11 protein-coding genes are annotated in these 15,283 nt (G+C 58.2%); 9 read left to right on the top strand and 2 right to left on the bottom strand.

Annotation, left to right across the window (positions count from 1 at the left end; all coding sequences use genetic code 11):
- Positions 1 to 17: 17 nt before the first annotated feature.
- Positions 18 to 1,046: an ABC transporter substrate-binding protein gene (locus GGD46_RS30535; RefSeq protein ID WP_184710882.1), complete on the bottom strand. Its 1,029-nt coding sequence runs from the start codon at positions 1,044 to 1,046 to the stop codon at positions 18 to 20.
- A gap of 185 nt (positions 1,047 to 1,231) precedes the next feature.
- Between GGD46_RS30535 and GGD46_RS30530 the strand changes: the two genes are divergently transcribed.
- Together GGD46_RS30530 and GGD46_RS30525 are read left to right on the top strand one after the other, a co-directional pair.
- On the top strand, positions 1,232 to 2,233 hold the full coding sequence (locus tag GGD46_RS30530; RefSeq protein WP_184710880.1) for a LacI family DNA-binding transcriptional regulator: 1,002 nt from the start codon (positions 1,232 to 1,234) through the stop codon (positions 2,231 to 2,233).
- A gap of 294 nt (positions 2,234 to 2,527) precedes the next feature.
- Entirely contained in the window at positions 2,528 to 3,040 is a 513-nt protein-coding gene (locus GGD46_RS30525; protein ID WP_184710878.1) for an NUDIX hydrolase, read from the top strand.
- 97 nt (positions 3,041 to 3,137) lie between these two features.
- On the opposite strand, the gene GGD46_RS30520 is transcribed toward GGD46_RS30525, so the two are convergent.
- Positions 3,138 to 3,917: a FadR/GntR family transcriptional regulator gene (locus tag GGD46_RS30520; protein WP_246806514.1), complete on the bottom strand. Its 780-nt coding sequence runs from the start codon at positions 3,915 to 3,917 to the stop codon at positions 3,138 to 3,140.
- A gap of 442 nt (positions 3,918 to 4,359) precedes the next feature.
- Here GGD46_RS30520 and GGD46_RS30515 point away from each other — a divergent pair, with 442 nt between their 5' ends.
- From GGD46_RS30515 to GGD46_RS30485, 7 genes are all read left to right on the top strand, one after another.
- Positions 4,360 to 6,282, top strand: coding sequence for an autotransporter domain-containing protein (locus GGD46_RS30515; RefSeq protein ID WP_184710876.1), 1,923 nt, complete (start codon positions 4,360 to 4,362; stop codon positions 6,280 to 6,282).
- 209 nt (positions 6,283 to 6,491) lie between these two features.
- A complete protein-coding gene (locus tag GGD46_RS30510; RefSeq protein ID WP_184710874.1) occupies positions 6,492 to 7,826 on the top strand; it encodes an acetyl-CoA hydrolase/transferase family protein in 1,335 nt (444 codons plus the stop codon).
- 278 nt (positions 7,827 to 8,104) lie between these two features.
- A complete protein-coding gene (locus GGD46_RS30505; protein WP_184710872.1) occupies positions 8,105 to 8,254 on the top strand; it encodes a hypothetical protein in 150 nt (49 codons plus the stop codon).
- Positions 8,255 to 8,306: 52 nt separating this feature from the next.
- Positions 8,307 to 9,269, top strand: a complete 963-nt coding sequence (locus tag GGD46_RS30500) for a PLP-dependent cysteine synthase family protein (protein ID WP_184710870.1) — start codon at positions 8,307 to 8,309, stop codon at positions 9,267 to 9,269.
- The gene (locus GGD46_RS30495; protein WP_184710868.1) at positions 9,266 to 10,456 is read left to right on the top strand and encodes a cystathionine beta-lyase; all 1,191 of its coding nucleotides are present in this window, start codon (positions 9,266 to 9,268) and stop codon (positions 10,454 to 10,456) included. The genes GGD46_RS30500 and GGD46_RS30495 overlap by 4 nt, the downstream gene beginning before the upstream one ends.
- 547 nt (positions 10,457 to 11,003) lie before the next feature.
- Positions 11,004 to 12,137: an efflux RND transporter periplasmic adaptor subunit gene (locus GGD46_RS30490; RefSeq protein WP_184710866.1), complete on the top strand. Its 1,134-nt coding sequence runs from the start codon at positions 11,004 to 11,006 to the stop codon at positions 12,135 to 12,137.
- A 9-nt stretch (positions 12,138 to 12,146) separates the two neighbouring features.
- Positions 12,147 to 15,221, top strand: coding sequence for an efflux RND transporter permease subunit (locus tag GGD46_RS30485; protein WP_184710864.1), 3,075 nt, complete (start codon positions 12,147 to 12,149; stop codon positions 15,219 to 15,221).
- Positions 15,222 to 15,283 lie beyond the last annotated feature (62 nt).

The raw sequence follows: 15,283 nt of genomic DNA, 5'->3' as shown, positions 1-15,283 counted from the left end.
GAGATGAAGACGGGCGATCAATTGGCCTTTGCGCCGATTTCCTTGTCCCAGCGGGCAAGCAGAGCCTTGCGGACGGTGGGGTCGCCGTATTTCTTGAAGTCGTAGTCGATCAGCTTGATGTCCTCGAACTTCGGCGCTTCCTTCGGGACGGCAGCCGATTTGTTGGAGGGCAGCTGGTAGGACTTGGCATCCTTCATGTGCGATTGCGCATCGGCGCTGAGTGCCCAATCATACCATTTCTTGGCATTCTCGAGGTTCCGTGCGCCCTTGATGATCGACATGGAGCCGATCTCGTAGCCGGTGCCCTCGCAAGGTGCGACCGCCTTGATGGGGAAGCCTTCGACGGTCTGCGCAACGGCGTCATGCATGAAGACGATGCCGATCGTCGATTCCCCGCGAGCAGCCGCCTTTACGGGAGCGGAGCCGGATTTAGTGTATTGCGACACGTTGGCATTCAGCTTGGAGAGATAGTCGAAGGCCTTGTCTTCGCCCATGATCTGCACGAGCGTCGCAAGGGTGTTGTAGGACGTTCCGGATGAATTCGGATTGGCGATCTGGATTTCACCCTTGTAGGACGTATCAAGCAGATCGGCCCAGCATTTGGGTTCCTTCAGTCCCTTCTTCTTCAGGATATCGGTGTTGTAGCCCCAGCCGAGTGCACCGGCATAAACGCCGACGGTGCGAAATTTGGCGCTTTCGGCCTGCTTCTTCGCCCAGTCCTGCAGCTGGTCGAAGAGCGGAGACTTGTATTCAAGGGTAAGGCCCTCGGTTGCCGCCTGCAGGTGGGGATCGCCGGTTCCTGCCCACCAGATGTCCGTCTTCGGATTGCGTGCTTCCGCACGGATCTTGGCATAGGTTTCGCCGGCAGAAAGCCGAACCATGTTGACCTTGATGTCGCTCTGCTTTTCGAAAAGACCTTTCATCAGGTCGCAGACCTCCGGGTCTGCCGAGCAGATTACGTTGAGATCGCCTGCCGCGTGTGCCGACCAGGCAATAGAAGATATCCCCGCGGCAAGGGCTGCCGCGGCCAAATTGACCAATCTCATGATGTCCTCCTGCTTTTGCGGCGCCTCCACGCCGAGCGCTTTTTGCAAGCGTGTGCAAATGCTGCATTGGTTATCCTGGCTTGTCAACCACGGCTGTCATAAAAGATTCACAAAAGTGATATGATAGGCGTATTGCACGCGCTTGCAAATCATGATGAACTCCGGTGCAACAGGGGGAGGAAACTGTGTCGCAGCGAGATTTTGTCAGCGCGGATGAGGTGGCGCGACGGGCAGGCGTTTCACGCTCGGCCGTGTCGCGGGCCTTTACGCCGGGCGCTAGCGTATCGGACACCACCCGGCAAAAAGTTCTGCAGGCGGCGGAAGAGCTTGGATATCAGGTCAATCATCTTGCGCGTGGATTGATGCGCAATGAGAGCGGCATCGTCTGTCTGATCGTCTCTGATGTTGCGACGCCGTATCGGTCGACCTTGTTGCGCGAATTGACCCTGCAGTTGCAGCTCGCGGGAAAAGTCGCGATGCTGATTAATACGGACCGCTCCGACGGCAGTGTCAACAGGGCGCTCGAACAGGCGATCCGATATCGGGCAGACGCGTCCGTGATCCTTTCAGGATTGCCCGACAAGTCGATCACGGAGCTGTGCCTGCGAAGCGGCCAGCGTCTCGTCCTCATCAATCGTGACGAGGATCAATCGGGCGCGTTCCACATCAACCTCGATGATCGTGAAGCTGCCGGGCGGGTCGTAACGGCATTCGTCCGGGCGGGCTGCTCGAGGCTGGCGTTTGCGAATTCCGAGGCCGGAACGCCGAGCCTCATGGCGCGCGAAGCGGGTTTCATCGCTGCGGCGAAGGAACAGGGGCTGGATGTGATCGTGGAGCGGCACGGCTCGACCGGATACGAGGCCGGCCGGGTGGTGGCGCAGCGTTTGCTGACCAGGAAGGAGCGGCCCGATGCCGTCTTCTGTGCCACCGATTTGCTGGCGTGCGGTCTGATGGATGCTGCCCGGCATCAATTTTCGCTCTCCATTCCGCAGCAGCTTTGCATTGTCGGCTTCGATGATATCGAGCAAGCATCCTGGTCGTCTTACCGGCTGACGACGTTTGCTCAGCCGATCGGCGCGATCGCGCGCGAGGCAGTGGCCTGGCTCTCGCAGGGCGGGGTCGCAGATGGGCGATCGTTGACGTTGCAGGCGGACCTGATTTGGCGTGATTCCGTCAGGGGCGGTTAGCGCTCCGCTCTTTATGACAAAGATATGGATCCGCTATCATGTTGCTATCAAAAGGAAATATCATTTTCAAAACGTTTATATGACAATGCCTCTTGCAAAGAGTATCAAGTGAGTAAAACATAGTCGGCTAACAAGTTTGGCGCATTCTGACTGGGTTGCCCGATCAAGATCGGGCAACGAGTGCTGAGGGAGGAGTACATGGCGGCTACCGGAGAACCCCTCATGGTGAGAGGTCATCATCCATCGCCCTTGCGAGACACGATTGGCTGCACAGGCAGCCACGATTGCAAATAGATGACGAAGAAGACTTATCTCAGACATCTGGCGAGTGAGGCAGACACGCTCTTCAATGGCCAGACAATCGAGCAATATGCCGCTATCTGCTATAGGCGGCAGTCCGACAGTCAGGATGTCGAAGTGCTGTTGATCACGTCGCGCGAAAGCGGCCGATGGGTCATTCCGAAGGGCTGGCCGATGGACAGGAAGCTGCCACACCAGGTTGCCGAACGCGAGGCATGGGAGGAGGCCGGAGTCAAAGGGAAGGCCAGCAAGAAGAGCTTCGGCTACTACACCTATCTGAAATCGCTCGATACCGGCACAACCGTGCCGTCCGTCGTGCAGGTTCACCTTTTGGAAGTTGGTTCCGTCAGCGCGCAGTTTCCGGAGAGCGGCCAAAGGCGGCTAAAATGGTTCGCTCCCAACGAGGCGGCCGCACAGGTGCGGGAGCCTGAATTGAAGGGACTTCTGCGCATGGTCGAGGGCGCGCTCGCGAGGAATACAAAGACAAAGGGAACTGCCACGAAATAAGAGGTCGCCAGACAGACAGGTGGCGACGGTCGCTACGGCCTACGTCGCCGCAATCGTCACCGTGCGCCCGTCATCGTCGAGCTGCGGAAAGATGCGCTCACCCCCTCCGAGCCAGCCGTGCCGCCAATGCGGACCTCACATCTTCCTCTGCCTGATCGAGCAAAATAATCAAGGCCTTGCTTGTAGAGTCCGGATCTCGCGCCGTAATGCTCTCCACCACATCGCGATGTAGCGGCAGGGAATGGTGCTGGCCCTGCGGATTGTCGTCGGTGAGACGGAAGCTGATAACCAGTGCCGTTTCGATCAAGGCGGCAAGAGAGCCGATGAGTTCGTTGCCGGACATGCGCAGGATGGCTTGATGGAAGGCGAGATCCGGTATGGCAAAACGTTCGCCGTCGTCACCGGCCTTTTCCATTTCAACGAGCAAAATCCTCAGTTCGGAAACCTGCTGTTCAGTCGCACGCTGCGCCGCCAAGGCGCCTGCGGTCGGTTCGATCGCGCGACGCAACTCGAACAGGGAGCGTGCCTCTTCGATCGTGGTTCTCGACCCATAACGCCACACCAGCACATCAGGATCGAGGAAGTTCCAATCCTTTCGAGGCCGTACGCGGGTTCCGGTTCTCGGCCGCGATTCTACCATGCCCTTGCCGGCGAGAACCTTGATCGCCTCACGAAGGACGGTGCGGCTGACGCCATAGGAGGCGCTCCAATCATCCGCGTTCGGTAATTGGTCGCCCGGTAGAAACTCGCCGCGCACGATGCTTTGACCAATCTCGTTGAGGACTCTCCCGTGGAGACTGATGCCCGCAGATCCTTCGGCGCGGGGAATGCCCATCAATGTTTTCAACAGCACATCCCCATTCTTCATACTATTCATATTATTGTCACTTCACTCTTCTATTTATCCTATTATTGAACATGCGTTTTACGAGCACGTCAATGCGCGAGAAACCTGTGCGTCAACTATATTTTCGTTGGGAATCCAGGATGAGCAATGTTTGAGAAATATTTATACATAGAACAAAGTAAATATGAGTGAATTTCAAAATAATAATTGCCGAATTTTGCGTATATAAAGGTTTTTATCTAAAGATATGGCAAATGGACAGCTAGATAGAACTTGCACCTATTAGCAGGGCAAGACAGAAAAATTCGCCATAGCGCGCCATCAACAGACGTTTTGAGGCGACTGGATTTCGCCTCCCGGCCCGACATTCGACGGGCCGTCTCTCACTATCGCTGTATGTCGTGCCGCCGATCGTTCCTGCATCGGAGGCATTCGTGCGGCTATTCAAAATTCATGAAAAGGAAGCCCAGAAATGCCTCTGAAGATCAAAGAATGCGTATGCAAGGCGAAGCGCCGGACGGCGCGCCCGCGGAAAGCCGTCGCCACGTCGCTCATTCTGTCGTCGAGCCTTGCGTGCTTGGTGTCAGCTCCGGCCCATGCTGCCGAGCCCTGGATCATGGTCGAAAGGCGAAGCTTTACCGACAATCCAATCCCTTATCGCGGCCAAGGGGTAACAACGGACGGGACGAATTGGTATTTTTCCGGCACGAACGCGCTCGATAAAACCAATGCAAATTTCGAGACCAGCCTGAAGACGTCTTCGGCCATTGCCGCAGTGCTGGCAAACCCGTCTGCCGTGGCTCCCAAGGGCCTCAACCATATCGGCGACATCGATTACGCCAATGGCCTGCTCTACATTTCCCTGGACTCCAGCCGACGCGATCCGGTCACAGGCGCCAAATATAACACGCCGGTCTTTGCGATCTACAATGCGAGCGACCTCAGCTTTACGGGGCAGGCCTTTGCGCTGAACCCGCCGCATGGCAAGCAGGATATTGCCAGCTGGGTGGCTGTCGACGCTAAAAACGGCGTCGGCTACGGCATGGCTTACGACAATGCCAAGGAGATTGCGGTCTACAATCTCTCAGACTGGACCTTCAAGAAATATATCCCTCTGTCGCAGACAATCGATCAGGCCCAGGGCGGGAAGATCCTCGATGGCTGGATGTATTTCTCCACCGACAACGACTCGAAGACCATCTATCGCGCCAATCTTGCTACCGGTCAGGTGGAAGTATTGGGGAACCTCAAGATCGAGGGCGAGCAGGAAGTCGAGGGTCTGTCGTTCGGCCAGAGCAAGGACGGATGGTCGCTCTACATCTTGAACAGAGAAGCAATCGGTACAACCGGTACCGACGGAATCGGTTTCTACCGTTACCTGCGCCCCTACGGAAACGCTCTGTCCGGCGAAATTCACGCCAGCGTCAAAGGCACGTTCATAACCGATAGCGCCTACCTGCGCGATGCCGTCAGCAACCGCATCCGCTCTGCTTTCGACAACGTCGGTGCCTCATCGTCTATGGTGACGACCTATGACGAAAAGGGCATGCATCAGGCCGCCGGCAGCACCGAAGGCATCGCCATCTGGAGTGAAGCCTTCGGCTCGAAAAGCAAGGCCGACGGCGAGGGATATGCCGCGGGCATAGATCATTCGACGGGAGGATTTCTCGTTGGCGCCGATGCCGCTGCCGGAACATGGCGGTTCGGCTTGGTCGGCGGATACAGCAACACCAGCTTCGACGTCGACGCCCGTTCCTCGTCCGGCTCCGGCGACAACTATCACTTCGGCCTCTATGGCGGATCGCAGTGGGATGCGATCGGTTTCAGAACCGGCGTTTTCTATTCGGCGCACAGCCTGAACACCAAGCGTCATGTCGTTTTCCCCGCGTTCAACGAGACGCTTTCCGCCGACTACGATGCCCGCACGACCCAAGCCTTTGCGGAACTCGGCTACAAGGTCAATCTCAGCGATGTTGCCTTCGAGCCTTTCGCCAACCTCGCTTATGTTCACCTGAAGAGCGACGGCTTTTCGGAAACGGGGGGGACGATTGCCGCACTGTCGAGCGACGGAAACGCGACCAATGCTACCTTCACGACGCTCGGCCTGCGCGCATCCACTGATATTCCCCTGGCTGACACCAAGGTGAAGGCGCGCGGAATGGTTGGTTGGAAGCATGCTTACGGCGACGTGACGCCAAACTCCGAATTTGCTTTCAAATCGGGTGCCAGCTTCGGCATTGACGGTGCGCCGATCGCCCGAGATTCATTGGCCCTGGAAGCGGGGCTCGATTTTGCTCTTTCGCAGAACGCGGCTATCAGCGCTTCCTATACCGGTCAGGTCGCGCGCAATAGCACCGACCATACCTTCAAGCTCAATGTCGGTATGAAGTTCTAAGCAGAGTGGCAGCCTTCGGCTGAGCTGCTTTCAGGAAGCTCACGGGGAGACGGTCGCTCGATGGCGGCCGTCTTTTTGCCGATGTCACTATCGCCCCCGCGCGAACGAACTCTTCATGCTCTCCCCGAGTGGTCTTGAGCGGGCGTCGGGAACCGGGCCATTGCAATCGATGGCGTTTTGCTCTGAAATGGCATTGGGAGGAGGGCCCAATGACCAGTATCCATCAGACGCTGTATCGCGAACGCCTGCGGTCCGCAAAGGAGGCCGTGGCTTTAATCCCGTCAGGCGCGAAGGTCGCAATGCCGATCGCCGCCGGACAGCCGCCGGCCATTCTCGCGGCACTGGCCGAACACGCGCGGGCGGGAGCCATAGACAAGGTGCGGCTGCATTACCTGCTATGCACCGGTGTTGCGGGTACAAGCGTATTCGATTTCGACCTGCGCGATACCATCATTCCCATAAGCTACTTCCACGGCGGGGTGGAGCGCGCGCTGGATAAGAGGCGACTGGCCGAGGCGCTGCCGGCCGTCGACCTGGTCCCCTGCCACTTCAGCCAGGTTCCGCGTTCGCTGGTCGAGCATGTCGGGGTCGACACCCTGATTGCAACCGTTTCGCCCATGGATACTGAAGGCAATTTCAGCCTCGGCGCCAGCACCGACTACGCGCTGACGGTGTCTCGGAAACCGGGAATCCGGATCATCCTCGAAGTCAATGCCAAGATGCCTTATGTGCGCGGCGACTGCATGATCCCGCTATCGAGCGTGACGGCGGTTGTGGAGAACGATGTCGGCCTGCCAATTCTGCCGGTGGCGCCGCGCAACGAAGTCGACGATGCCATCGGTGCGATCGTTGCTGGTCTCGTGGAGGATGGCGATTGCCTGCAGATGGGTATCGGCGCCTTGCCGGATGCGGTTTGCTCGCGGCTTTCGCACCATCGCCATGTCGGCATCCACACGGAAATGATGACCACCGGCCTTGCCAATCTGGTTAAGGCGGGCGTGGTCGACAACAGCCGCAAGCAGACCCATGTCGGACGTTCGATCTTCACGTTCGCACTGGGGGATCAGGCTCTCTATGATTTTCTGGATAATAATCCGGATATCGAAGCGCACCCCGTCGACTATGTGAACAATCCCTTCGTGATTTCTCGCAATGACCGGGCTGTGTCGGTCAACGCCACCATGCAGATAGACCTCAACGGCGCCTGCAACTCGGAATTCGTCAACGGAAGACAGTTCAGTGCATCCGGTGGCCAGGTGGATTTCGTGCGCGGCGCCTATGCCTCGCGTGGGGGGCGATCGATCATCGCCTGTCATTCGACGGCGGCGAAGGGGACATTGTCCCGCATCGTTCCGGTTCTGTCGGGACCAGTGACGACATCGCGCAACGACACGCACATCGTTGTCACCGAATATGGATGGGCCAATCTCAAAGGAAAGTCCGTGGCCGAGCGCGCAAAGGCGCTTATCTCGCTGGCACATCCGGATTTCCGGGAGGAGCTCGACCGGGCAGCCCATAGGGCGGGACTTTACGCCCCAAGCTGACGACTTGAATGAAGGTCCTGCCGGGCGCATTCGCCAGAGAGTGGAAAGCCCGGCAGATCTTGAAAGACCGCTCTCGCAACTGACAGGATATTGACGGATCATTCCGTTCCCGAGAGGGCGCCCTGTCCGCACGTTCAATTTAAGCGGGGCACGATTGCAGGGAAAATCATTTCTTTAATGCACTAATTTTATAGATAATATCAAAATAACAAATATGCAGTTGCGCTGGCCCTTCGCCTCAAATTGACGATGAGCAGGTGCCCTTGTCTGGAGCTTTTATGGACACTGTTCTCTATCTCGCCTCTCTTGCGACCCGACCTGCCGCGGCAACGGGCCGGCGCCTCTGGCCGACCGTTCAACATTTGCTGGCGGGCCTGATGGTGTTCGTCTCGTTCCTCCTGCTCGTGCATGCCATCTGTGGAGCTTGAGCTTATCGGAGCGTTGCTTTCGGACCGATCCGTTCGACAAGAGGAGAGTTGAATGACGAGAATATACAACAGCTTCTCGGAGCTCATTGGCAATACGCCGCTTCTGGAGCTGCATAACTACCGCAGGAAACGCCGCCTCGACGCTCGCATCCTTGCCAAGGTTGAATATTTCAATCCTGCAGGAAGCGTAAAGGACCGGATTGCCTGGGGAATCATCAAGGAAGCCGAGGACGCGGGCAAGATCCGTCCCGGCGATCTGCTTGTCGATGTCACGAGCGGCAATACGGGAATTGGATTGGCTGCCGTGGCCGCATCGCGCGGCTACCGGACGAAATTCTATCTGAGTGACAATATCAGCGAGGACAAAGTGAAGCTGCTCCGTCTGTTCGGCGCAGAGCTTGTCATCGTGAAGAATGAGTTCTTCCTGGATCCGGAGGCGCTGGACAAGATCACCGCTCGCGTGCGGGATGAGAATCCAACCGCATTCTTCACGGATCAGCTCGCCAATCCGGTCAATCCGCGCACCCATTTCGAGACGACCGGTCCCGAAATCTGGCGCGATACGGAAGGGACCGTGGACATATTTGTTGGTGGCGTCGGCACCGGCGGCACGATCTCTGGTGTCGGCAAGTTTCTGCGATCGAAGAAACCGGATATAAAAATCATTATCGCAGAACCTGCGCTGGAATCGTTGCCGACGGAGGAAAATCCATATCCGGATGAGATCGACGGCGTTCATAAAGTGAGCGAAGTACCGGCCGAACAGCTGCCACGCAATTTCGACACGACAATTGCCGATGAGGTCATCTCGCTCAATACCGCCGACGCGCGGGCAACGGCGCGGGCTCTTGCTGCGGAAGAAGGGATATTTGCCGGAACATCGTCGGGAGCGGTGCTCTGGGTTGCGACGCAGCTCGCCGCGAGACCGGAAAATGCCGGCAAGGTCATCGTTGCTGTCTTGCCCGATACCGGCGAGCGGTATCTGTCAACTGCGGCAACGGGAGAGATTTCGTGAGCGAGATAAACGATCGGCCGAACGCAAATGGCCCCAATACGCAGCTCGTCCGGGCGGGGTATGATCCTTTCGATTATCATGGCTTCATCAATCCGCCCACCGTACATGCTTCGACCGTTCTGTTTCCAGACGCGCAGACGATGGCTCGGCACGGGCAAAAATATACCTATGCGACGCGCGGAACGCCGACCACCGACGCACTCTGCAATGCTATCAACGAGTTGGAGGGAGCGGCTGGCACCATCCTCGTGCCCTCCGGACTTGCTGCGGTCACCATCGCGTTCCTCGCCTATCTCTCGCCGGGCGACCATGCACTCGTCGTCGATTCCGTTTACGGCAACGTCCGGCATTTCTGCGATACGATGCTTGCGCGGTTCGGAATTGAGGCCGAGTACTACGATCCGGCCATCGGCGCTGATATCGAGACTTTGTTCCGCGGCAACACCAGGCTCGTGCATACGGAAGCGCCTGGTTCGAACACGTTCGAGATACAGGATATTCCGGCGATTGCGGAAGTGGCTCACCGGCATGATGCAGTGGTGACAATGGACAATACCTGGGCGACGCCGCTCTATTTCAAGCCTCTGGATTTCGGCGTCGATGTCTCCATTCAGGCTTCGACGAAGTATCCGGCGGGTCATGCGGATGTGTTGATGGGGACCATATCCGCCAATGCCAAACATTGGCGGCAATTGAAGCACGCCAACGGAGCACTCGGCCTTTGCGGAACGCCTGATGATGCCTATCAGGTTCTTCGCGGCCTTCGTACGATGGGCATCCGGCTGGAGCGGCACCAGGCAAATGCATTGGCCGTGGCTAGATGGCTGGAACAACGATGCGATGTCGTACGGGTTCTCTTTCCGGCACTGGAGAGCTTTCCTGGCCATGAAATCTGGAAGCGCGATTTCAAGGGGGCCGGCGGGGTCCTCTCATTCGTGCTTGCCACGGACGGCCGGGAGGATTTCAGCCTGAGAGCGCAGAAGTTTCTCGACGGTCTCTCCCTTTTTGGTCTCGGCTACTCCTGGGGTGGATATCAGAGCCTCGCACTGGTGGTGGATCTTGGCGATCGTCGCGTTCTGCGACCTCCGCAGGAGGGGCCATTGGTGCGGCTGCAGATCGGGCTTGAAGATGTCGGCGATCTCATCGCCGATCTTGACCGCGCTTTTGCCGCAAGCGCGGCGGCTTGAGCGAAAGGCTCGACTGCACGGAGGCGGCTAATGCTGCCCCCCCGTGCCTGCCACCCGGCATCTCATCATGAGAGGGCGCACGTGATGGCCGTACCGCGTTCGGAGGCGGGAAATCACCCATATAAGTACCCGCGAAGCCATTGCCTTCGCTCCGGATTCTTCGATCTGGTCCGGGGAAAGTAAATCGGTTATCCTTTAGCTTGATCGCTGCAACGCGTGCTCAACCGGAACGGAGGCTTGCCGATGACGTTTGACTGCTCCGGTTTGCGCGAGAATGGTCGAGACGGACAGGGCCAGTTTCCTGCAGGCTGGATGATGGAAGATATCCAGCCGGACGAAGATCTTGCTCCGCAATGTCCTTCGTCGCCGCAGCACTTGTCCGCGCGACCCTACCGCTCTACATCGCCTTCGATAGAGACTATTCTCTCCATGCAGAAGACGATCTGTTGGCAGCAAGACATTCGCAGAGGCGTTTTCCCATGATGCGTCGGAGCTAGCGCTATCGAAGTTTCTGTCGATCCATCCCTGAAAAGTTGAGTCCGTCGTCATGATAAAACGCATGATCATCATGCTGATCATCATAGGCCTGATCCTTGGCGGGATCTTCGGCTTCCAGGCATTCAAGAACCGTATGATCGCGGCCTATCTGGCCAATCTCAAGTCGCCGCCCCAGACCATCTCGACAATTACCGCAGCGATGAGCCCATGGCAGACGACGTTGCAATCCATAGGCAGCTTCAATGCCGTCGAAGGCGCCAATCTTTCGGCACAGGTCCAGGGTATCGTCCAGAAGATCGGCTTCGAGGATGGTCAAGACGTCAAGAAGGGCGATCTCATCGTGCAGCTGCTCGCCGACCAGCAGATTGCGACGCTGGAGCAATACAAGGCGACGATGGCGAATACTCAGATTGCCTATGACCGCGATTCCAAGCTGATCAAGGCAAATACCATTGCGCAAAGCCAGGTCGATAGCGATCTGGCGAACTGGAAGGCGGCACAGGCGCAGGTCGCGTCGCAACAGGCATTGGTCGATCAGTATTCAATCCGCGCTCCCTTCGACGGCCACCTCGGCATCAGGCTGGTCAGCCTCGGCCAGTATCTGTCGGCTGGCACCGCCGTCGTGACCCTGCAGTCGCTCGATCCAATCCAGTTCGATTTCTCGATGCCGCAGCAGGCTCTGTCGCAACTGAAGGTCGACCAAGCGGTGACGGCAACGGTTGACGCCTATGGAAACCAGACGTTCGACGGCAAGGTCACGGCGATCAGCCCGCTGGTCGACACCCAGAGCCGCAACATCACCATCCGGGCGACTTTCCCCAATCCTGACCGCAAGTTGCTGCCCGGCATGTTCGGCAATGTTGTCGTGGTGGTCGGCGAGCCGAAGGATTATATTTCCCTTCCGCAGACAGCCGTCACCATCAATCCCTACGGTAACGTCGTGTATGTGGTGACCGACAAGGGCAGCGGGCCGGATGGAAAGCCGCAACTCGTCGCCAATCAGAAGTTCGTCAGCACCGGTCAGGCGAGGGGCGATCAGATCTCGGTGACCAAGGGGTTGAACGCGGGCGAGGTGGTGGTGACCTCCGGCCAGCTGAAACTCAACAATGGTTCGCCTGTCATCATCAACAATGCGGTGCAGCCGTCAAACGATCCCAACGCGGCGCCGGCAAACCCAAATTGAGGTGTGGAGATGAATATCACCGATATTTTCATCCGCCGCCCCGTTCTTGCCCTTGTGGTGAGCGCGCTGATTATCGTGATCGGCTATCAGTCGTTTCGCACGCTGACCGTGCGTCAATATCCGCAGACGCAGAATGCCGTTGTCACGGTGACGACGACTTATCCCGGCGCAGCGCCTGACGTCATCGCAGGCTTCATCACGACGCCGCTGGAAAATGCCATCGCGCAGGCCAACGGCATCGATTACATGACGTCGTCGAGCACCAGCGGTACGTCGATCATCACGGTCAACCTGCGGCTCAACTACAGCGCCGACGCGGCGATGACGGAAATCAACGCGAAGGTATCCTCGGTTCTCAATCAGCTGCCGACCGGCACGCAGCAGCCAATCATGTCGGTTTCGATCGGCCAGTCGATCGATGCCATGTATATCGGCTTCCGCAGCGACGTTCTGGCCAGCAACCAGATCACCGACTATCTGACGCGCGTCGTTCAGCCCAAATTGCAGGCGGTCAACGGGGTTCAGACGGCGGAAATCCTCGGGGCACGAACCTTCGCGCTGAGAGCGTGGTTGGAACCCAACAAGCTCGCCGCCTACGGCTTGACGGCTGGTAATGTTTCGACTGCGCTCGCAAGCAACAACTATATCTCCGGCATCGGCACCACGCGCAGCCAGATGACGCAAACCGTGCTGACGGCCCAGACCGACCTGCATTCGGCTGATGAGTTCAGGGATATGGTCGTCAAGCAGATCGGCAGCACGATCGTCCGCCTTAAGGATGTCGCGACCGTCGCGCTCGGCTCACAGAACCCCGACGTCCAGATCGGCTTCGATGGGCAGGACGGCGTGTTCATGGGTATCCAGATCGCGCCGACGGCCAATCTGCTCGACGTGATCGCGGGCGTACGTGCGGTATTTCCGGGCATTCAGGCACAGCTGCCGCAGGGGCTTGAGGGCTATATCGTCTATGACTCCAGCACCTTCGTAACGACGTCGATCGATGAAGTCGTGAAGAGCCTTGTCGAGGCGCTGGTCATCGTCATCTTCGTGGTGTTCGCCTTTCTCGGCTCGCCGAGGTCGGTTGCCATTCCCATCGTTGCCATTCCGCTCTCGCTGGTGGGCACCTTCGCGATGATGCTGCTCCTCGGCTTCTCGATCAATCTTCTGACATTGCTTGCCCTGGTGCTGGCGATCGGTCTTGTGGTCGACGACGCCATCATCGTGGTGGAGAATGTCAACCGGCATATAGAAGAGGGCTCTGCGCCGATGAGGGCGGCGCTGGATGCCGCACACGAACTGGTCGGGCCTATCCTGGCCATGACCGTCGTGCTGATCGCCGTCTACGTGCCGATAGGCTTCCAGGGTGGCCTGACCGGCGCGCTGTTTACGGAATTCGCCTTCACGCTGGTTGGTGCCGTGACCGTTTCCATGATTATCGCGTTGACGCTGACGCCGATGATGTGTTCGCGCATCCTCAAGCCGCATCTGACCGATCGCAGCGGTTGGGAGGAGCGTGTCTCGGACTTCATCGACCGTCGCTTCTCGGAGATCCATCGACCCTACGTGCGCATGCTGCACGGCAGCCTGAACACGGTGCCCGTGGCGTTGGTCTTTGCCGTTATCGTGCTCGGCAGCATCTATTTCCTCTATACCAGCGCCAAGAATGAGCTGGCGCCCAACGAGGACCAAGGCTTCCTGGCCGCGCAGGTGACGAATCCCCCCAATGCAACGCTTCAGCAAAAGCTCCTGAATTCCGATCAGGTCACAAAGATCTTTCACAGTTTCCCGGAAACGGACAAGACGCTGCAGGTCGAGGTGCCGGGGACCTCTTTCGAGGGCATGGTGCTGAAGCCGTGGGATCAACGTGCGAGAACGGCGGATCAGTTGCAGCCGCTCGTGCAGGCCGACCTGGCGAAGATTGCCGGCGGACAATCCGTGGTGTTCCAGATACCACCGCTGCCTGGCGCCAGCGGCTTGCCGGTGCAGTTCGCCATCGGTAGCACCGGCGGTTTCGATCAGCTGAACGAAGTTTCCAGTTCCTTCCTGCAGGAAGCACAGAAATCCGGCCAGTTTATCTTCCTGATGAAGGATCTCTACGTCGATAATCCGCAGTATTCGATCCAGATCGATCGCAGCAAGGCTTCCGCGCTGGGTCTGTCCATGAACAATGTCGGCTCGGCGCTCGCCTCCATGTTGGGCGGCGGCTATGTCAACTATTTCAGTATCGACAACCGTTCGTATCAGGTCATTCCGCAGGTGGAGCAACGCTCACGCCAGACCATTGACCAGATCCTGAATTATCCGATCGCCAATGTGAACGGCTCGAAAATCCCGCTTTCGGCGATCGCGACGGCGAAGCTCCAGGCAACCCCGCGCTCGGTCGCGCACTTTCAGCAATTGAACTCGGCTACGATCGCCGGCGTGCCGGCACCGGGCGTCGCCGTCGGCAATGCGCTGGAGACTCTCAAGTCGATCGCGGCACGCACCTTGCCGCAGGGGTACTCCGTCGACTATGGCGGTCAGTCGCGTCAGTACGTGCAGGAATCGAGTGGGATGGCGACCACGTTTGCGCTCGCGCTCATCATCGTGTTCCTTGCGCTGTCGGCGCAATTCAACAGCTTCCGCGATCCGCTGATCATCCTCGTATCCGTGCCGATGTCGATCGCGGGTGCGCTCGCCTTCATCAGTCTCGGCATCGGCGGCGCGACGATGAACATCTATACGCAGGTCGGCCTGGTAACGCTGATGGGGCTGATCAGCAAGCACGGCATTCTGATCGTCGAAGTGGCGAACACCTTACAGGCAGAGGGCAAAACCAAACGCGAGGCAATCGAAGGGGCCTGCGGCATCCGCTTGCGCCCGATCCTGATGACGACGGGTGCCATGGTTTTGGGCGTGGTGCCGCTGATCCTGGCAACCGGTGCCGGTGCCGCCGCCCGCTTCAATATGGGTCTGGTGATCGCCGCCGGCCTTGCCATCGGGACGCTGTTTACGCTCTTCGTGGTGCCTGCCGTCTACATGCTGCTGGCTGCAGATCACCACAAGCGGAAGGCGCTGGAAGCGGAACCGGCGCCGGCACGCTGACACGGAACCCGTTGAAACTTTCGCCTCTATGACAGAGAGATGTTGGAGAGACAGGCATGGAC

The sequence above is a fragment of the Martinezella lusitana genome, from assembly GCF_014207095.1.
In the GTDB taxonomy this organism is placed as follows: domain Bacteria; phylum Pseudomonadota; class Alphaproteobacteria; order Rhizobiales; family Rhizobiaceae; genus Rhizobium; species Rhizobium lusitanum_B.
Note: the sequence above shows the minus strand (reverse complement) of the source record. Positions and strands in the feature narration are given on the sequence as shown.

Coding starts and splice junctions, on each gene's coding strand:
- GGD46_RS30535 (WP_184710882.1), bottom strand. CDS start 1,046: ATGAGATTGGTCAATTTGGCCGCGGCAGCCCTTGCCGCGGGGATATCT.
- GGD46_RS30525 (WP_184710878.1), top strand. CDS start 2,528: ATGACGAAGAAGACTTATCTCAGACATCTGGCGAGTGAGGCAGACACG.
- GGD46_RS30520 (WP_246806514.1), bottom strand. CDS start 3,917: ATGAATAGTATGAAGAATGGGGATGTGCTGTTGAAAACATTGATGGGC.
- GGD46_RS30515 (WP_184710876.1), top strand. CDS start 4,360: ATGCCTCTGAAGATCAAAGAATGCGTATGCAAGGCGAAGCGCCGGACG.
- GGD46_RS30510 (WP_184710874.1), top strand. CDS start 6,492: ATGACCAGTATCCATCAGACGCTGTATCGCGAACGCCTGCGGTCCGCA.
- GGD46_RS30505 (WP_184710872.1), top strand. CDS start 8,105: ATGGACACTGTTCTCTATCTCGCCTCTCTTGCGACCCGACCTGCCGCG.
- GGD46_RS30500 (WP_184710870.1), top strand. CDS start 8,307: ATGACGAGAATATACAACAGCTTCTCGGAGCTCATTGGCAATACGCCG.
- GGD46_RS30490 (WP_184710866.1), top strand. CDS start 11,004: ATGATAAAACGCATGATCATCATGCTGATCATCATAGGCCTGATCCTT.
- GGD46_RS30485 (WP_184710864.1), top strand. CDS start 12,147: ATGAATATCACCGATATTTTCATCCGCCGCCCCGTTCTTGCCCTTGTG.